The organism is Bradyrhizobium sp. NBAIM14 (genome assembly GCF_020193895.1).
GTDB classification, from domain to species: domain Bacteria; phylum Pseudomonadota; class Alphaproteobacteria; order Rhizobiales; family Xanthobacteraceae; genus Bradyrhizobium; species Bradyrhizobium yuanmingense.
Window position 1 is genome coordinate 37,681 of the sequence record NZ_JADYVQ010000028.1, and the last position, 15,983, is coordinate 53,663.

16 protein-coding genes are annotated in these 15,983 nt (G+C 65.2%); 3 read left to right on the plus strand and 13 right to left on the minus strand.

The genetic code is table 11. The annotated features are described in order from the left end of the window. Positions 1-18: 18 nt before the first annotated feature. From I6F28_RS34630 to glpD, 6 genes are read right to left on the minus strand one after another with little or no spacing between them, the layout of a single operon-like run. The gene (locus I6F28_RS34630; RefSeq protein WP_036013844.1) at positions 19-348 is read right to left on the minus strand and encodes a DUF2160 domain-containing protein; all 330 of its coding nucleotides are present in this window, start codon (positions 346-348) and stop codon (positions 19-21) included. A 10-nt stretch (positions 349-358) separates the two neighbouring features. Then, positions 359-1,165 carry a carbohydrate ABC transporter permease gene (locus I6F28_RS34635; RefSeq protein ID WP_036013847.1) on the minus strand — a complete coding sequence of 269 codons (807 nt, stop codon included), beginning with the start codon at positions 1,163-1,165 and terminating at the stop codon, positions 359-361. Continuing rightward, positions 1,165-2,139, minus strand: a complete 975-nt coding sequence (locus I6F28_RS34640) for a carbohydrate ABC transporter permease (protein WP_036024799.1) — start codon at positions 2,137-2,139, stop codon at positions 1,165-1,167. Before I6F28_RS34640 ends, I6F28_RS34635 begins: the two co-directional genes overlap by 1 nt. Continuing rightward, positions 2,139-3,224 (minus strand): ABC transporter ATP-binding protein, encoded by a 1,086-nt coding sequence (locus tag I6F28_RS34645; RefSeq protein WP_225143206.1) that lies wholly within the window; start codon positions 3,222-3,224, stop codon positions 2,139-2,141. Before I6F28_RS34645 ends, I6F28_RS34640 begins: the two co-directional genes overlap by 1 nt. A 12-nt stretch (positions 3,225-3,236) precedes the next feature. Continuing rightward, on the minus strand, positions 3,237-4,376 hold the full coding sequence (locus tag I6F28_RS34650) for an ABC transporter ATP-binding protein (protein ID WP_074448120.1): 1,140 nt from the start codon (positions 4,374-4,376) through the stop codon (positions 3,237-3,239). After that, positions 4,373-5,923 (minus strand): glycerol-3-phosphate dehydrogenase, encoded by a 1,551-nt coding sequence (gene glpD, locus I6F28_RS34655; RefSeq protein ID WP_128262995.1) that lies wholly within the window; start codon positions 5,921-5,923, stop codon positions 4,373-4,375. The genes I6F28_RS34650 and glpD overlap by 4 nt, the downstream gene beginning before the upstream one ends. A 228-nt stretch (positions 5,924-6,151) precedes the next feature. Between glpD and I6F28_RS34660 the strand changes: the two genes are divergently transcribed. Together I6F28_RS34660 and I6F28_RS34665 are read left to right on the plus strand one after the other, a co-directional pair. Further along, a complete protein-coding gene (locus tag I6F28_RS34660) occupies positions 6,152-6,436 on the plus strand; it encodes a type II toxin-antitoxin system Phd/YefM family antitoxin (protein ID WP_225127867.1) in 285 nt (94 codons plus the stop codon). Then, positions 6,433-6,858: a type II toxin-antitoxin system VapC family toxin gene (locus tag I6F28_RS34665; protein ID WP_225127868.1), complete on the plus strand. Its 426-nt coding sequence runs from the start codon at positions 6,433-6,435 to the stop codon at positions 6,856-6,858. The genes I6F28_RS34660 and I6F28_RS34665 overlap by 4 nt, the downstream gene beginning before the upstream one ends. Positions 6,859-6,861: 3 nt before the next feature. Here I6F28_RS34665 and I6F28_RS34670 read toward each other — a convergent pair whose 3' ends face one another. Both I6F28_RS34670 and I6F28_RS34675 read right to left on the minus strand, forming a co-directional pair. After that, positions 6,862-7,707 (minus strand): DeoR/GlpR family DNA-binding transcription regulator, encoded by an 846-nt coding sequence (locus I6F28_RS34670; protein ID WP_036013860.1) that lies wholly within the window; start codon positions 7,705-7,707, stop codon positions 6,862-6,864. Positions 7,708-7,813: 106 nt separating this feature from the next. Beyond that, on the minus strand, positions 7,814-8,500 hold the full coding sequence (locus I6F28_RS34675) for an HAD family hydrolase (protein WP_109145018.1): 687 nt from the start codon (positions 8,498-8,500) through the stop codon (positions 7,814-7,816). Between the two features lie 152 nt (positions 8,501-8,652). Here I6F28_RS34675 and I6F28_RS34680 point away from each other — a divergent pair, with 152 nt between their 5' ends. After that, positions 8,653-9,105 (plus strand): nuclear transport factor 2 family protein, encoded by a 453-nt coding sequence (locus tag I6F28_RS34680; protein WP_036013866.1) that lies wholly within the window; start codon positions 8,653-8,655, stop codon positions 9,103-9,105. A gap of 249 nt (positions 9,106-9,354) precedes the next feature. Here I6F28_RS34680 and I6F28_RS34685 read toward each other — a convergent pair whose 3' ends face one another. The 5 genes from I6F28_RS34685 to I6F28_RS34705 all read right to left on the minus strand — a co-directional run bounded on the left by I6F28_RS34685 (position 9,355) and on the right by I6F28_RS34705 (position 15,843). After that, on the minus strand, positions 9,355-9,546 hold the full coding sequence (locus I6F28_RS34685) for a hypothetical protein (protein ID WP_128924065.1): 192 nt from the start codon (positions 9,544-9,546) through the stop codon (positions 9,355-9,357). 232 nt (positions 9,547-9,778) lie between these two features. Further along, positions 9,779-10,186, minus strand: a complete 408-nt coding sequence (locus tag I6F28_RS34690; RefSeq protein WP_036013863.1) for an acyl-CoA thioesterase — start codon at positions 10,184-10,186, stop codon at positions 9,779-9,781. 7 nt (positions 10,187-10,193) lie between these two features. Then, the gene (locus I6F28_RS34695; protein WP_225143361.1) at positions 10,194-12,290 is read right to left on the minus strand and encodes a 3-hydroxyacyl-CoA dehydrogenase NAD-binding domain-containing protein; all 2,097 of its coding nucleotides are present in this window, start codon (positions 12,288-12,290) and stop codon (positions 10,194-10,196) included. Positions 12,291-12,292: 2 nt separating this feature from the next. Next, positions 12,293-13,576 (minus strand): acetyl-CoA C-acetyltransferase, encoded by a 1,284-nt coding sequence (locus I6F28_RS34700; protein ID WP_225143363.1) that lies wholly within the window; start codon positions 13,574-13,576, stop codon positions 12,293-12,295. Continuing rightward, positions 13,576-15,843: an acyl-CoA dehydrogenase gene (locus tag I6F28_RS34705; protein WP_225143364.1), complete on the minus strand. Its 2,268-nt coding sequence runs from the start codon at positions 15,841-15,843 to the stop codon at positions 13,576-13,578. Before I6F28_RS34705 ends, I6F28_RS34700 begins: the two co-directional genes overlap by 1 nt. Positions 15,844-15,983 lie beyond the last annotated feature (140 nt).

Here is a 15,983-nt window from a genome sequence, read left to right on the forward strand (position 1 = left end):
GCCGTCCCTTCGCAAGCTTCAGACCGTGCGGAAAATGAGCGCGGCCGTGACCAGCGAAATTCCTGATGCGAGCCACAGGCTCGAGATTTCAAACCCCTCCTCGCCGATAGGCAGCGTAGCGATCGCGTCGGTGCCGACGAGGCCGATCCAGGCGAGGTGGATGACGGCGGCCGCGATCAGCGAGATGAACAGTCGATCGCCGCGCGTGGTCGGGATGCGCAGCACGCCGACACGCTCGGCCTCGGGATAGACCGCGGCGAGCCAGGTCATCACGAGAAGCGTGCAGGCGAGCGCGGCGAAGAAGATCGCGGTCGGCAGCGTCCAGGCCATCCATGCGATGGATTCCATTGATGCCTCCTCAGACGCGGCCGAGCGCGAAACCGCGCGCGATGTAGTTGCGGACGAACCAGATCACCAGCGCGCCCGGAATAATGGTGAGCACCCCGGCGGCGGCGAGCAGGCCCCAATCCATGCCGGCCGCCGACACCGTACGCGTCATGATCGCTGCGATCGGCTTGGCATGCACCGACGTCAGCGTGCGCGCGAGCAAGAGCTCGACCCAGGAGAACATGAAGCAGAAGAAGGCGGCGACGCCGATGCCGCTCGCGATCAGCGGCACCAGGATCTTGATGAAGAAGCGCGGGAAGGAATAGCCGTCGAGGAACGCGGTCTCGTCGATCTCGCGCGGCACGCCGGAGACGAAGCCTTCGAGGATCCACACCGCGAGCGGCACGTTGAAGATGCAGTGCGCGAGCGCGACGGCCCAGGGGGTGTCGAACAGGCCGATCGCCGAATAGAGATTGAAGAACGGCAGCGCATAGACCGCCGCCGGCGCCATGCGGTTCGACAACAGCCAGAAGAATAAATGCTTGTCACCGAGGAAACGGTAGCGGGAGAAGGCGTAAGCCGCCGGCAGCGCCACGGCGATCGAGATGATGGTGTTGAGGACGACGTATTCGAGCGAATTGATGTAGCCCGAATACCAGCTCTCGTCGGTGAAGATGCGCTTGTAGTGCTGCAGCGTCGGAGTGTGCGGCCACAGCGTCATCGTCGAGACGATCTCGCTGTTGGTCTTGAAGCTCATGTTGACGAGCCAGTAGATCGGCAGCAGCAGGAAGATCAGGAACAGCCCCATGATGAGGCGACGGCCGGGGATCGAATGCATCAGGCCACTCCTTCCCTTGGCTCGAGTGCGGGCACGGGCTTGAGCGCGGCCGCGGGCTTGGGCTCCGCCGCCGGCTCGCTCGAAGCCTGGACTTTGCGTTCGACACCGGCATTGGTCATGACGGTGTAGAAGATCCAGCAGACGATCAGGATGATGAGGTTGTAGACCAGCGACAGCGCCGCGGCCTTGCCGAGGTCGAACTGGCCGAGCGCAATCTTGACCAGCTCGATCGACACGAAGGTGGTGGAATTGCCGGGCCCGCCACCGGTGACGACGAACGGCTCGGTGTAGATCATGAAGCTGTCCATGAAGCGCAGCAGCACCGCGATCAAGAGCACGCGGTTCATCTTCGGCAGCTGGATCGCCTTGAACACGGCCCAGCGCGAGGCGCCGTCGATCTGCGCGGCCTGGTAATAGGCTTCGGGAATCGACTTCAGGCCGGCATAGCACAGCAGCGCGACGAGGCTGGTCCAGTGCCAGACGTCCATCACGATGACCGTGAACCAGGCATCGACGTCGTTGGAGACGTAATTGTAATCGAAGCCCATGGCATTGAGGACGTAGCCGAGCAGGCCGATGTCGGGACGCCCGAAGATCTGCCAGATGGTGCCGACCACGTTCCAGGGGATCAGCAGCGGCAGCGCGAGAATGACGAGGCAGGCTGCGACGGTCCAGCCCTCGCGCGGCATCGACAACGCGACGACGATGCCGAGCGGCACCTCGATGGCCAGGATGACGAGCGAGAAGAACAGGTTGCGGCCGAGCGAGGCGAGGAAGCGGCCGCCGAGGTCGGTGGAGGGATCGAGCAGCTCCTTGAACCAGCCCACGCCGTTCCAGAAGAACTGGTTGTTGCCGAAGGTGTCCTGCATCGAATAGTTCACCACCGTCATCAGCGGCAGCACCGCCGAGAAGGCGACGACCAGGAACACCGGCAGCACCAGGAACCAGGCTTTTTGGTTGACGGTCTTGTCCATCAGGCGGCTCCCTCCACCAGAAGGCTGTCGGCATAGACGTGGACGTGCGACGGATCGAATTTCAGCCCGGCGGTACCGTCCGCGCTGGTGAAGCCGCCAGGAGCGCGCGCCGCGAGCTTGGCATCGCCGACGCGCACGCGCGCGAAGCGGATGCGGCCGAGGTCGTCGATGCGATCGATCCTGGCGGTGAGCAGGCCAGGTGCGGGCGCGACCACCTCGACGAATTCGGGACGAACGCCGATCTCGATCTTCGCCCCGGCAGGCAGATTGTCGTAGCTGCGGTTCAGCGCGATGACGTGGCCGTCGATCCTGGCCTCGCGCCCCCTCACCTCGGCCGGCAGGATGTTCATGCCGGGCGAACCGATGAAATAACCGACGAAAGTATGCGCCGGCTTGTCGAACAGCTCGGCCGGCGTGCCGCTCTGCACGACGCGACCGTCATGCATGACCACGACGGTGTCGGCGAAGGTCAGCGCCTCGGTCTGGTCATGGGTGACATAGATCATCGTGAGGTCGAGCTCGCGATGCAGCGCCTTCAGCTTGGAGCGGAGCTGCCATTTCAGCTCGGGATCGATCACCGTCAGCGGCTCGTCGAACAGCACGGCGGCAACGTCGTTGCGCACGAGACCGCGGCCGAGCGAGATCTTCTGCTTGGCGTCGGCGGTCAGGCGCGTGGCCTTGCGGTTCAGATAGGGCTCGAGATCGAGCAGGCGACCGATCTCGGCGACGCGCCTGTCAATGTCGGCCTTCGGTACGCCGCGATTCTTCAGCGGAAACGCCAGATTCTCCCCCACCGTCATGGTGTCGTAGATCACCGGAAACTGGAACACCTGCGCGATGTTGCGCTTCTGGGTTGACAGCGGTGTGATGTCCTTGCCGTCGAACAGGATCTTCCCCCGCGACGGCGTGATGATGCCGGAGATGACGTTCAGAAGCGTGGTCTTGCCGCAGCCGGAGGGGCCGAGCAGCGCATAGGCGCCGCCCTGCCGCCAGGTCATGGTGACAGGCTTGAGCGCAAAGCTCTCCTGCGGCGCATCGTTGCCGCCGTAGGAATGGGCGAGATCGACGAGGTCAATGCGGGCCATGGCGCATCTCCCTCAAGCTTTTTTCTTTGACGCGTTTTCTTCACGCGAGCCGCTAGGCACTTCGCTTGAAAACGCTATGGAGCCCGGTGCCGCGACCAGACGGTCGGCAGCATCGAAGACGAAGACATCATTGGGATCGAGCACGGCATCGAGCATCTGGCCCGGCTCGAACTCGTGCACGCCGTGCAGCACCGCCACCCAGTTCGATCCGTCGCGGGTCAGATGCACGAAGCTCTCCGAACCCGTGATCTCGGTCACCGTGACAGTGGCGTGGAAGGCGTGACGGTCGGCCTCGCCATTGGCAAGCCCGAGCTGATGGGCACGAAAGCCGACGCGATAGAAGCCGTCGGGCAGACCGGCATAAAGCCCGGACGCGGGCGCTGCACTCCCGCCCGCATATTGGACCATGCCGTTCCCCTTCTCGAGGCCCACGAGATTCAGCGGCGGATCCGAAAACACCTGCGCAACGCGCAAGGTCTGCGGCCGGCGATAGACATTGGTGGTCTCACCCATCTGCAGCGCCTGGCCCTCCCACATGCACACCGTGTTGCCGCCGAGCAGCAGCGCCTCGGTCGGCTCGGTTGTGGCATAGACGAAGATCGCGCCGGAGGCCTCGAAGATGCGCGGCAGCTCCGCCCGCAGCTCCTCGCGCAGCTTGTAGTCGAGATTGGCGAGCGGCTCGTCGAGCAGCACGAGGTCGGCGCCCTTGACCAGCGCGCGTGCGATCGCGGTGCGCTGCTGCTGGCCGCCGGAGAGCTGGAGCGGCGTGCGCTTCAGGAACGGCTCGAGCCGCAGCAGCTTTGCGGCCTCGGCGACGCGCGCCTCGATCTCGTCGCGCGGCTTGCCCTGCACGCGCAGGGGCGAGGCGATGTTCTCGTAGACCGTGAGCGAGGGGTAGTTGATGAACTGCTGGTACACCATCGCGACCGAGCGCTGGCGCACGTCGGCGCCGGTGACGTCCTTGCCGTTGACGAACACCTTGCCCGTGGTCGGCTTGTCGAGGCCGGCGAGCAACCGCATGATCGAGGTCTTGCCTGACAGCGTCGGCCCGAGCAGCACGTTGAGCGTACCGCTCTCGAGCGTCAGCGAGACGTCACGGATGTGCGGCACGCCTTCCACGGTCCGGGTCACGTGATCGAGTGTCACGGTCATGAGCGTCCTCCCGTTTCCAGCAGGGGACTTTGCGCCACGGCATGGCTCCTGATCCAGTCGTCGAGGGTCGCGATCTCGTCGGCAGATAGTCGCAGGCCGAGCTTGGAACGGCGCCAGACCACGTCGTCGGCGGTGACGGCCCATTCGTTGGCCATGAGATAGCGGACCTCGCGCTCGGTCAGCGTGGCGCCAAAGGCCTGGCCGAGATCCGCAGCCGATTTTGCATCGCCGAGCAGCTTGATGGCACGGGTGCCATAGGCGCGCGCCAGGCGCCGCGCATGCTCATGGCTGAGGAAGGGATAGCCGCGCTGCAGCTCGGCGATCAGGCCGTCGATGTCGGATACGTTCATGTCACCGCCCGGCAGCGGCCATTTGCCGGTCCAGCCCTCGCGCGCTTTCGCACTGCGCAAGTAAGGCGCAAGGCGCTCCAGGGCCTCTTCGGCGAGCCTGCGATAGGTCGTGATCTTGCCGCCATAGATCGACAGCAGCGGCACGCCGCCGGGCGTGTCGAGCTCGAACACGTAGTCGCGCGTCGCGGCCTTGGCCTCGCTGGCGCCGTCGTCATAGAGCGGACGCACGCCGGAATAGGTCCAGACCACGTCGGCGGGCGCGACGGGCTTGGCCAGATATTCGCTGGCCGCCTTGCAGAGATACTCGATCTCTTCAGTCGTCGCCTTCACCTTGGCAGGATCGCCGTCATAGTCGCGGTCGGTGGTGCCGATCAGGGTGAAGTCATCCTGGTACGGGATCACGAAGATGATGCGGCCATCGGCATTCTGGAACATGTAGGCGCGGTCGTGGTCGTAGAGCTTCTTCACGACGATGTGCGAGCCCTGCACCAGGCGCACCTTGGCTTTCGCATTCACGCCGGCGCCGCGGCCGAGCACGTCCTCGACCCAGGGTCCGCCAGCATTGATCAGCGCCTTGGCCTGGATCTGCGAGCGCGCGCCGGTCAGCGTATCGACCATGCTGACGGTCCAGACGCCGTCCGACTGGCGAATCTCGGTGGCGCGGGTTCGGGTGCGGATCTCGGCGCCCTTGTCGGCGGCATCGCGCGCATTGAGCACGACGAGGCGGGCGTCGTCGACGAAACAGTCCGAATATTCGAAGGCGCGGCTGTAGCGGTTCGGGATCAGCGGCTTGCCGACCTCATCGCGCTTGAGATCGACCGAGCGGGTCGCCGGCAACAGGTGACGGCCGCCGATGTGATCATAGAGGAAGAGGCCGAGGCGCAGCAGCCAGGCCGGGCGCAGGCCGGCGTGATGCGGCAGAACGAATCGCAGGGGCCGGATGATGTGGGGCGCTATGCCCCAGAGGATCTCGCGCTCGATCAGGGCCTCGCGGACCAGCCGAAACTCGTAATATTCGAGATAGCGCAGGCCGCCATGCACGAGCTTGGTCGACCACGACGATGTCCCGCTCGCCAGATCGTTCATTTCGCACAGGAAAACGGTATTGCCGCGGCCCACCGCGTCGCGCGCGATGCCGCAGCCGTTAACACCGCCTCCGATGATGGCGAGATCGAAAATACGCTCCAACAGACGCATCCCCCGGCGACCGCCCGTTCCATCGAGCGGCTACTTTCGCTTTTGATTAGATCATACCGAAAAACGAAAGCAAGATGAAAGAGAGGCGAAAGGAAGCGAAAGCGGAAGTTTCTTGGTGAGCAAGAGGAGTTCATGTTGGGCAGCGCCACGGCGATTTGGGAGGCACCAGCACCTTGATTGGTCAGCGTCGAGCGATTATAGTCATACTAGTCAAAATGGTTTATCCCTATGGTCAATCGTAACGTTGAACCCGACCCGCTTCCAACGAATGACAGCTGGACGTTGGCCAATGCCAAGGCGCGACTGTCCGAGGTGATCGATCGCGCCCAGGCTGGCCCGCAGGTCATCACCCGTCACGGCAAGCCGAATGCCGTCATCGTTTCCGTCGAGGAATGGGCGCGCAAGACAGCGCGCAAGGGCACCCTGGCCGAATTCCTGCTGGCCTCGCCATTACGCGGCGTTGACCTTGAACTCGACCGGCTGCACGACACGCCACGCGACGAAGTGCCATGAACCTTTTGCTGGATACCAACGTGCTTTCGGAAGTTCAGCGGCCCGCGCCTTCGCCAAAAGTTGTGGCATGGCTGGATAGGATCGATGAGGACCGTGCGTTCATCAGCGTCGCCTCGATCGCCGAGCTTCGCCGTGGCATCGCATTGCTTGAGGATGGTCGCCGACGCACCGCGCTGGCCGTCTGGCTTGCCCACGATTTGCCTGCGCGGTTTGCCGAGCGCGTCCTGCCGATCGACCAAACAGTGGCCGAGCGTTCGGGTGACCTCATGGCGCAGAGCCGCAAGAGCGGCGTCGCATTGTCCGTCATGGACGGCTTCTTTGCGGCGACTGCGCTGGTCAACGATCTCACACTCGTCACACGCAACGTGAAGGATTTTGCGGCCTTCGGCGTTCCGCTGCTCAACCCCTGGGACGACGCTTAGCCTCTATCTCAGCCGCACCACTGGTGCGGCTTCCGGTGCGGCATCCTGCACCTCGGCCGACGCATCGTCGACCTCCGCGCCCTTCGGCATCGCCTCGACCACCTCGATGCCCTTGCTGTGGCAGATGGTGGCGAGGCGCTCGGGCAGCTCCTGGTCGGTGACGAAGGTCTGGATCTGGGTGATGTGGGCGATGCGCACCGGCGCGCTGCGGCGAAGTTTTGTGGAATCGGCGACCAGCATGACGCTGCGGGCATTGGCGATGATGGCCTGCGCCACCTGCACCTCGCGGTAGTCGAAGTCGAGCAGCGCGCCCTCCTCGTCGATCGCCGAGGCGCCGATGATGGCATAGTCGACCTTGAACTGTCCGATCAGCTGCGTCGCGGTCGAGCCGACCACGGCGCCATCGGCGCGCCGCACCGTGCCGCCGGCGACCACCACCTCGATGCGCGGATGGCGGTAGAGCAGCATGGCGACATTGAGGTTGTTGGTGATGACGAGCAGATCCTCATGCGAGGTCAGCGCGCTCGCCACCTCCTCCGTCGTGGTGCCGATGTTGATGAAGAGCGAGCAGCCGTTCGGGATCAGCGAGGCGGCGGCAGCGCCAATCGCCTTCTTCTCGTCGGCGGCGACGAAGCGGCGCGCCTCATAGGCGAGGTTTTCCACGCCCGAGGCGATGATGGCGCCGCCATGGATGCGGGTCAGCGAACGCCGCTCACAGAGATCGTTGAGATCCTTGCGGATGGTCTGCGCCGACACCTCGAAGCGGCGCGCCAGCTCCTCGACCATGACGCGGCCGGAGGCGCGCGCGATGTTGAGGATTTCGGCTTGGCGATGGGTCAATCCGGTCACGGCAAAGGCCTCAAATCAGAATGATGCATGGTGCGGCGGTTCGCGCCTGCGGTCAATGCGGACGCCGATCACGGTTGACGGATGAAGGTCCTCACCCCGCCATTTCTCACCATGCCATGGCACTTGCAAGACGTGCGAGCAGCGTCGGGTCGTCGAACGCGCTGGCGGAGGCGACCGCGCCTGCTCCAACCAGGTCAGCATGGCTGAGGCTGGTGCGGATGCCGACAGTCGGAATGCCGGCGGCCGTTGCGGACTGCACGCCGGTGCGGGAGTCCTCGAATGCGATCGAGGCTCGCGGGCTCGCGCCGACGAAACGCAGCCCCTCCTGATAGGGCAGCGGATGCGGCTTGCCGTGCGGCAGCTCGGCGCCGATCACCAGCGCCTTGAAACGATGCGTGATGCCGAGTCCTGAGAGCAGCAGCTCGGCGTTGAGACGCGGCGCGTTGGTCACCGCAACCATGGGAATGCCGGCGCCATCGGCGCGGTCGAGCAGCGCCATCAGGCCCGGCAGCGGCGCGATCTGCCCGGCCACCAGCGTGCGGAAGACCTCCTCCTTCTCTTCGAGGATGAGGGCGCGCCGCTCCGGCGCCTCGTGGGGCAGAAAGCGATCGCCGATGGCGACATTGGCGAAGCCCTGCAGCTCGAGGGAGAAACGTGCGTGATCGAAGACGTGTCCATGCGGGCCGAGCACCTGGTTGAAAGCCTTCAAGTGCAACGGATCGGTGTCGGCGAGCGTGCCGTCGATGTCGAACAACAGCGCCCGGCCCATTCCATCGTGTTTGGTCTCGATCATTTCCGTACTTTCCCAAATGCGCGGCGCATCGATGCGGAAGGCGTATCAATACGGCCTCGATCGCGCAATGACGCATCCACATGAGGCAGGTGACACTCGACAAAGTCGCGTGCGACTGCAACACTGATTGCAAGATCAAAAAGGAGGAAACGATGACGATCAACCGACGGGATCTGGCTCTCTCGACGCTCGCCGTGTCCGCGCTTGCGTTCGCCACGCCGGCGCTCGCCGCTTCGGCAGACGAGGACGCCGTGGCGAAGAGGGTCGAGGCCTTCCGCCTCGCCCAGATCGCGGCCGATCCCAAGGCGCTCGGCGCGCTCTGCGCGGAGGAACTGAGCTACAGCCATTCCAGCGGCAAGGTCGAAGACAAGGCGGCGTTCATCGCCAACGCCACCGACGGCAAATCGAAGTTTCTGTCCATCGAATACAAGGATCCCACCATCAAGGTCGTCGGCCCCGCAGCGATCGTGCGTTTCCACTGGCTGGGCGAGCAGGAGATGGCGGCCGATGGGAAAAAAGTATCGACCAACCTTCACATCCTGATGAACTGGCAGAAGCAAGGCGACGAGTGGAAGCTGTTGTCGCGGGCGGCGACGAAGTTGTGATCACGTCTTTCCCCTCTCCCCTTGCGGGAGAGGGTGGCTTCGCAAAGCGAAGCCGGGTGAGGGGTATCTATCCGCGGATCTAACTCTCTATTGAATTCGCGGAGCCAACCCCTTATCCGGCGCTTCGCGCCACCTTCTCCCGCATCCGCCTTCGCCAAGGCTTCGGCGGACATGAGGGGAGAAGGAAGAAGGCAGCAACATCAAGGGCGGCAAAAAATTCCGACCACGCCTCGCGGGCCGGAATGACAGTTACGCCGCCTCCTTCACCTCGCCATTCACCAGCCTGCGCGCGGCGCGCTCGGCTTCGCGGGCGTTGCGGAATAGCTGGCCTTCGAGACGGTTGAAGCGGTGCGATGAGGCGAAGAAGCAGTAGCCTCCAGAAGAACGAACGACGATACCTGCGGTCTGCGAATCGACTTCGATGATGTAGCTGTCCGGCATAGTCCGTGGCTTCCTCAGTGCGGGCAAACAACGGCGCTCCTGCCCAAAGGTTCCCAAGGGCATTGCGGCGTTTCCACCCCGAATCGACACGCAATTGAGTACGCCGGGACCTCATCCGTTTTATGACTGGTTCTTGACTGGTTCTTGGCGAAGCCGCGACGATGTGACTTGCTCGTGCCGCGTTCTGCGGCGCTGCAAGGCCTCGCAATATGGGACAGTGCGTCGCGCGCGATTACGTCGCGATCGGCGGATCGTTTCGCTGGATCGCCTGGGGACGGCCGTGGTCGTCGATCGAGACGTAGGTGAAATGACCGTCGGTGACGAGGAACGGATGCAACTCCTTGCGCCGCAATGCCCAGGCCTCGAGATGCACGGTCAGCGAGGTGCGCCCGACGCGCACGAGATTGGCGTAGACCGAGACGAGATCGCCGACATAGACCGCTTTGCGAAAATTCATCGCCTCGATCGCGACCGTCACGGTGCGCGACCGCGCGACCTTCGAGGCGAACACGCCGCCGCCGACGTCCATCTGGCTGAGCAGCCAGCCGCCGAAGATGTCGCCATTGGCATTGGTGTCGGCCGGCATCGCCAGCGTGCGGATGCAGAGATCCCCGCTCGGTCCGGCCGCTTGTTCGCTCATATGGCTCTCACTTGAAATTGTCCCAGCCCCGATCGGGCGCGAAGCGCGCGCCGAATCGTTCCGCCAGCGCGCGCAGAGTGGATACGATGTTCTCCACGCCGCGCGTGCGCGCATAATTCAGCGGGCCACCGCGGAAGGGTGCATAACCGGTGCCGAAGATCATGGCGCCGTCGACGGCATCGGCATCGTCGACAATGCCCTCGCGAAGCGCCGCGACGCAGACATTGGACATCGGCAACACCAGGCGGTCGATCATCTGGTCGGTGACCCGCGGTCCGGTCTCCGGCAACGCTACTTTCTCCGCCTTGCCGTCCTTCCAGGTGTAAAAGCCCTTGCCGGTCTTGCGGCCGAGCTCGCTCTTGGCGACCTTCTCGCGCAGCCAGGCCGGCGTCGGCGGCAGGAGATCGCCGAACTTGGTGCGCAGCATGTCGCCGACGTCGAGGCAGATGTCGAGCCCGACCTGATCGGCCAGCTCGATCGGACCCATCGGCATGCCGAACTGCACGGCCGCTTCATCGATCAGGCGCTGGTCGATCTTCTCGTCCAGCATCACCATCGCTTCCAGCATGTAAGGCGTCAGCGCGCGGTTGACGAGGAAACCCGGCGAGCTCTTTACAGGAAGCGGCAGACGGTCGATCGCGCCGACGAAGGCGAGCGCCTCTTTCAGCACGTGTGCATCGTTGCCGTCATGGCTGACAACCTCGACCAATTGCAGCCGCGACACCGGGTTGAAGAAATGCAGGCCGACCAGCCGCTCCGGCCGCGCCAGCGTGGTGCGCAGATCCTGCAGCGGAATGCTGGACGTGTTCGTCGCAAGGATGGCTCCGGGCTTCATCCGCGGCTCGAGTCCGGCATAGACCTTCTGTTTCAGCTCCAGCTTTTCCGGCACCGCCTCGATAATGAGGTCGGCGTTGCGGACGCCCTCGCCGTCCATGTCGGGGATCAGGCGATCGAGCGCGTCGCGCACGTCGGTGGGCTTGCGGATGATCTTGCCGTAGAGGTCGGCCGCGCGCTTGACCGCGCCTGCGATCGGCTCCGGCTTCATGTCGGCGAGCGACACGCGAACGCCCTGCCCCGCACACCAGGCCGCGATGTCGCCGCCCATCGCGCCGGCGCCGATGACGTGGATATGCTTCACCGTGCTGCCGGCGCCTGCCGCCTTCTTCATCTGCTCGCGCAGGAAGAAGACCCGGATCAGATTCTGCGCGGTCGGCGTCACCATCAGCTTGGCAAACGAGGCCTGTTCGGCCTTCAGCATCGCGGCCTTGCTGCCGCCATGTGCTTCCCAGAGATCGATCAGCGCATAGGGCGCTGGATAATGCTCGCGCGATGCGGCCTTCGCGGCCTCCGCTCGCATGCGCTTGGCCAGCAGGCCGCGCACCGGCCCGAGATTGGCGGCACGCATCAGCAGACCAGGCTTGGCCCGCTTCAGACGGCCGAACAGCGCATCCTTCACCGCGCCCTGGACATGCCGCTCCTGCGTCACGGTGTCGACGAGGCCGAGCGATCTGGCTCGGCGCGCATCGATGGTGCGCCCGGTCAGCATCAGCGCCATCGACTGCGTCGGATTGACGAGCGCAGTGAAACGCGCGGTGCCGCCAAGGCCGGGATGCAGGCCGAGCATCACCTCCGGGAAGCCGAAACGCGCCCCATCGATGGCGATGCGCGCCTGGCAGGCCAGCGCCACCTCGAGCCCGCCGCCGAGACAGAAACCGTGGATGACCGCGACCGTCGGCAGCCTCAAGGCTTCCAGATGGTCGACCACCGCATGCGCGGCGCGGATGCGCGTCTCCACCATGCCGGGATCGTTGGCACCGCGGAATTCATTGACGTCGGCGCCGGCAATGAAGCCGGACGGCTTTGCCGAGCGGATGACGAGACCGGCGGGGCGCTCGGTCTCGATCGCCGCGAGCACGGCGTCGAACTCCTCCATCACGTCGGAGGACAGGGTGTTGGCGCTGGCATCAGCGCGGTCGAGCAGCAGCCAGGCGACGCCGTCTTCATCTCGCGTCAGCTTGAAGTGCTTGTAGGGACCATCCGGCGCAGGGCGCGGCCCGAGCTCCAGCACGCGGTCGGCGAGCACGGTCATGATCTTGGAATCCATGGTCATACCGCCTCGATCAGCATGGCGCCGCCGAGCCCGCCGCCGATGCATTCGGTGGCAATTCCGCGCCGCGTGCCGAGCCGCTTCATCGCGTTGACGAGATGCAGCACGATGCGATTGCCGGAGGTGCCGACGGGATGGCCGAGCGAGATCGCGCCGCCGTCGACGTTCAGCCGCTCGCGGTCGATCTCGCCGGCCGCGCCGTCGAGCCGCAATATTTCGCGGCAGAACTTGTCGTCATTCCAGGCGGCGAGACAGCCGAGCACCTGCGTTGCGAAGGCCTCGTTCAGCTCCCAGGTCTCGACGTCCTTGAGGGTGAGGTCGTTGCGCTTCAGCAGCGGCGTCACCGACATCACCGGACCGAGCCCCATGATGCTGGGGTCGAGCGCGGCCCAATGGCTGTCGACGATCGCAGCTTTCGGCGTCAGCTTGTGCTTTGCAACGGCAGCGTCAGAGGCGAGGATCACCCAGGAGGCACCGTCGGTGATCTGGGAGGAATTGCCGGCGGTAACCTGGCCCCACGGGCGCTCGAACACCGGCCGAAGCTTGGCGAGCGTCTCCGCCGTGGAGTCCGGACGCACGCCATCGTCGTGGTCGAAGAACTTGCCGTCGCGGGAAAACGCGGTTTCGACCTCGCCCTTCAGATAACCCGCGCTTTGCGCATGCGCGAGCCGGCGATGGCTGTCGGCCGCGTAGGCATCCGACTGCGCGCGCGTGATGCCGAAGAGATGGCCGACGACCTCGGCTGTCTGGCCCATGTTCAGCTCGGTGACGGGATCGGTCAGGCCGCGCTCGAGGCCGATGATCGGCTTGAGATCGCGCGGCCTCAGCTTGAACGCCGAGGCGAGCTTCGCGGCCATGCCCTTTGCGGTGGCAAGGCCGGCGAACCAGCGCACGCCGGAATTCGGCCAGACCAGCGGCGCGTGGCTGAGCGCCTCGGTGCCGCCGGCCAAAACCATGCCGGCATGGCCTTCGCGGATATAGCGGTAGGCGGTGTCGATCGACTGCATGCCCGAGCCGCAATTGATCTGCACGGTGAAGGCGACCATGTCCTCGCCCATGCCGAGCCGGAGCGCGGCGACGCGGGCCGGGTTCATCTCGTCCGCGATCACGTTGACGCAGCCGAGGATGACCTGGTCGAAGCTATCGGGCGAGAACGGCTGGCGCGCCAGCAGCGGTCGGCCGCATTGCACGGCGAGATCGACCGGCGTGAACGGCCCTGGCCCCGAACGCGCCTTCAGGAACGGCGTCCGGCTGCCGTCGACGATGAATACCGGTCGTGCCATCAGCTCGCCGCCCTCTGCTCACCGAGTTCCTGGAAGAACTGATGCACATTGACGGTTTTCTTGTAAATCGGCGACAGCGCCTCCGGCGCAAAATCGTCGACCTCTATCACTTTTGTGACGGCTTCGCGGGCAGCGGCGAGTTGCTCGCCCTCGGCTTGCGTGATTACGCCCTTGGTCACCGCCTCCTTCCAGTCGCGGATATGCGCAGCACGCATGCGCCTGGCGATCGCATCCGTCGCCGCGACCAGCTTGAACGCGCGCTCCAGCCGGGCAAAGCCGCCGTCGTCGTCGACATGGGCCAGATCCGGCGTGAGGCGCGCGCGTGCCGCCGACGGCTCCAGCACGATGGCAGCGCATTGGTGCACGATGCGGTCGGACGGGCCGAGCACGCGGGCGCCGAACGGCTGCACCACGAGCCTGAGGAAGCCGGCGACGAAGCGGTTCGGCAGATTGGCCAGGATTTCGGCGAGCCGGTTCTCGATGGTTTTGAACCCGGTCGCCATGCACCATTCCAGCGCGGCAAAATCCTCCTTCTGCCGCCCCTCGTCCTGCCAGCGCTTCAGCGCGGCCGAGAGCAGATAGAGCTCGGACAGGATGTCGCCGAAGCGGGCCGACAGCATTTCCTTGCGCTTGAGCGCGCCGCCGAGCGTCAGCAGCGCCATGTCGGCGCAGAGCGCAAAAGCCGCCGAGTAGCGCGAGAGCTGGCGATAGAAGGGCGTGGCATCGCCCGCATCGGGCACTGGGGCGAATGCGCCAAAGGTCCAGCTGCGACCCATGGCGCGGAAGAGTGTCCTGAAGCTGTGGCCGACATGCTTCCAGAACGCCTTGTCGAACGCGCCGAGGCCGCGCTCGCGATCGGTATCTGCGAGCGCGTTCATCTCGTCGAGCAGGTAAGGATGGGCGCGGATGGCTCCTTGTCCGAACACGATGAGATTGCGGGTCAGGATGTTGGCGCCTTCGACGGTGATGCCGACCGGCACGGCGCGGTGGAGATTGCCGAGATAGTTTTGCGGACCGTCGATCACGGCCTTGCCGCCATGGATGTCCATGGCGTCGTCGACCGCGGTGCGCATCCGCTCAGTCGCGTGCAGCTTCATGATGCCGGAGATGACGGCGGGATGGATGCCGGCGTTCAGTGCCGCGCAGGTGAGCCGGCGCGCGGCGTCGAGCTGGTAGGCGGTCGCGACGATGCGGGCGAGCGGCTCCTCGACGCCTTCGAACTTGGAGATCGAGATGCCGAACTGCTCGCGGATGCGCGCATAGGCGCCGGTGGTGCGCGCGGCATAGGCGGCCCCGGCCGCCGACAGCGACGGCAGCGAGATGCCGCGGCCGGCGGCGAGCGCCGTCATCAGCATCTTCCAGCCCTGCCCCAGCCGCTCCTTGCCGCCGATGACGTAGTCGAGCGGGATGAAGACGTCCCGGCCCCAATTCGGGCCGTTCTGAAAGACCTGCATGGAGGGCAGATGACGCTGCCCGATCTCGACGCCGGGCAGGTTCGTCGGGATCAGCGCCACGGTGATGCCGAGCTCTTCCCGGCTGCCCACGAGATGATCGGGATCATAGGCCTTGAAGGCGAGACCGAGCAACGTCGCGACGGGACCGAGCGTAATGTAGCGCTTGTGCCAGTTGAGGCGGAGGCCGACCACCTCGCGACCCTCGAATTCGCCCCTGCAGATGATGCCGGTGTCGACCATCGAGGCGGCGTCGGAGCCGGCTTCCGGGCTGGTGAGGCCGAAGCAGGGAATCTCGCGGCCGTCGGCGAGGCGCGGCAGCCAGCGCTGCTGCTGCTCTGTGGTGCCGAAGCGCATCAGGAGCTCGCCCGGGCCGAGCGAGTTCGGCACCATCACGGTGACCGCGGCCGCGATCGAGCGGGTCGAGATCTTGCGCACCACTTCCGAATGCGCGTAGGGCGAGAAGCCGAGGCCGCCGTACTCCTTCGGAATGATCATGCCGAAGAATTTCTCGCGCTTGACGAAGTGCCAGACGTCCGGCGGCAGGTCGCGCGACTCCCAAAAGATCTTCCACTCATCGAGCATGGCGCAGAGCTCGTCGACGGGGCCATTGAGGAAGGCCCGCTCCTCGTCCGTCAGCGTCGCCTGCGGGACCTTCAGCAGCTTCGACCAGTCGGGGTTGCCGGTGAAGAGATCGGCATCCCACCAGACGTCCCCCGCCTCCAGCGCCTCGCGCTCGGTGTCGGACATCGCCGGCAGCACGCCGCGCGCCCATGAGAAGATCGGCTTTGTGATGGTGTCGCGGCGGAAGCTCATGGCTGACCTCATGCATCGGCGCGGTTTTCGGGCATTTTAGCGGAAAGTGGCTGGCGGAGGCGAGCATCTCGCCTGCAACATTGACGCGGCCGGGCGGCCGCCCGAGCCATAACGGCGGGGGCGGGGGTGCAGTTCCGGGA

What these genes read in the sequence shown, in the direction of transcription:
- I6F28_RS34640 (WP_036024799.1), bottom strand. Translation starts at nt 2,139, where the DNA reads ATGGACAAGACCGTCAACCAAAAAGCCTGGTTCCTGGTGCTGCCGGTG.
- I6F28_RS34650 (WP_074448120.1), bottom strand. Translation starts at nt 4,376, where the DNA reads ATGACCGTGACACTCGATCACGTGACCCGGACCGTGGAAGGCGTGCCG.
- I6F28_RS34630 (WP_036013844.1), bottom strand. Translation starts at nt 348, where the DNA reads ATGGAATCCATCGCATGGATGGCCTGGACGCTGCCGACCGCGATCTTC.
- I6F28_RS34695 (WP_225143361.1), bottom strand. Translation starts at nt 12,290, where the DNA reads ATGGATTCCAAGATCATGACCGTGCTCGCCGACCGCGTGCTGGAGCTC.
- I6F28_RS34665 (WP_225127868.1), top strand. Translation starts at nt 6,433, where the DNA reads ATGAACCTTTTGCTGGATACCAACGTGCTTTCGGAAGTTCAGCGGCCC.
- I6F28_RS34645 (WP_225143206.1), bottom strand. Translation starts at nt 3,224, where the DNA reads ATGGCCCGCATTGACCTCGTCGATCTCGCCCATTCCTACGGCGGCAAC.
- I6F28_RS34675 (WP_109145018.1), bottom strand. Translation starts at nt 8,500, where the DNA reads ATGATCGAGACCAAACACGATGGAATGGGCCGGGCGCTGTTGTTCGAC.
- I6F28_RS34660 (WP_225127867.1), top strand. Translation starts at nt 6,152, where the DNA reads ATGGTCAATCGTAACGTTGAACCCGACCCGCTTCCAACGAATGACAGC.
- I6F28_RS34635 (WP_036013847.1), bottom strand. Translation starts at nt 1,165, where the DNA reads ATGCATTCGATCCCCGGCCGTCGCCTCATCATGGGGCTGTTCCTGATC.
- glpD (WP_128262995.1), bottom strand. Translation starts at nt 5,923, where the DNA reads ATGCGTCTGTTGGAGCGTATTTTCGATCTCGCCATCATCGGAGGCGGT.
- I6F28_RS34685 (WP_128924065.1), bottom strand. Translation starts at nt 9,546, where the DNA reads ATGCCGGACAGCTACATCATCGAAGTCGATTCGCAGACCGCAGGTATC.
- I6F28_RS34705 (WP_225143364.1), bottom strand. Translation starts at nt 15,843, where the DNA reads ATGAGCTTCCGCCGCGACACCATCACAAAGCCGATCTTCTCATGGGCG.
- I6F28_RS34690 (WP_036013863.1), bottom strand. Translation starts at nt 10,186, where the DNA reads ATGAGCGAACAAGCGGCCGGACCGAGCGGGGATCTCTGCATCCGCACG.
- I6F28_RS34700 (WP_225143363.1), bottom strand. Translation starts at nt 13,576, where the DNA reads ATGGCACGACCGGTATTCATCGTCGACGGCAGCCGGACGCCGTTCCTG.
- I6F28_RS34680 (WP_036013866.1), top strand. Translation starts at nt 8,653, where the DNA reads ATGACGATCAACCGACGGGATCTGGCTCTCTCGACGCTCGCCGTGTCC.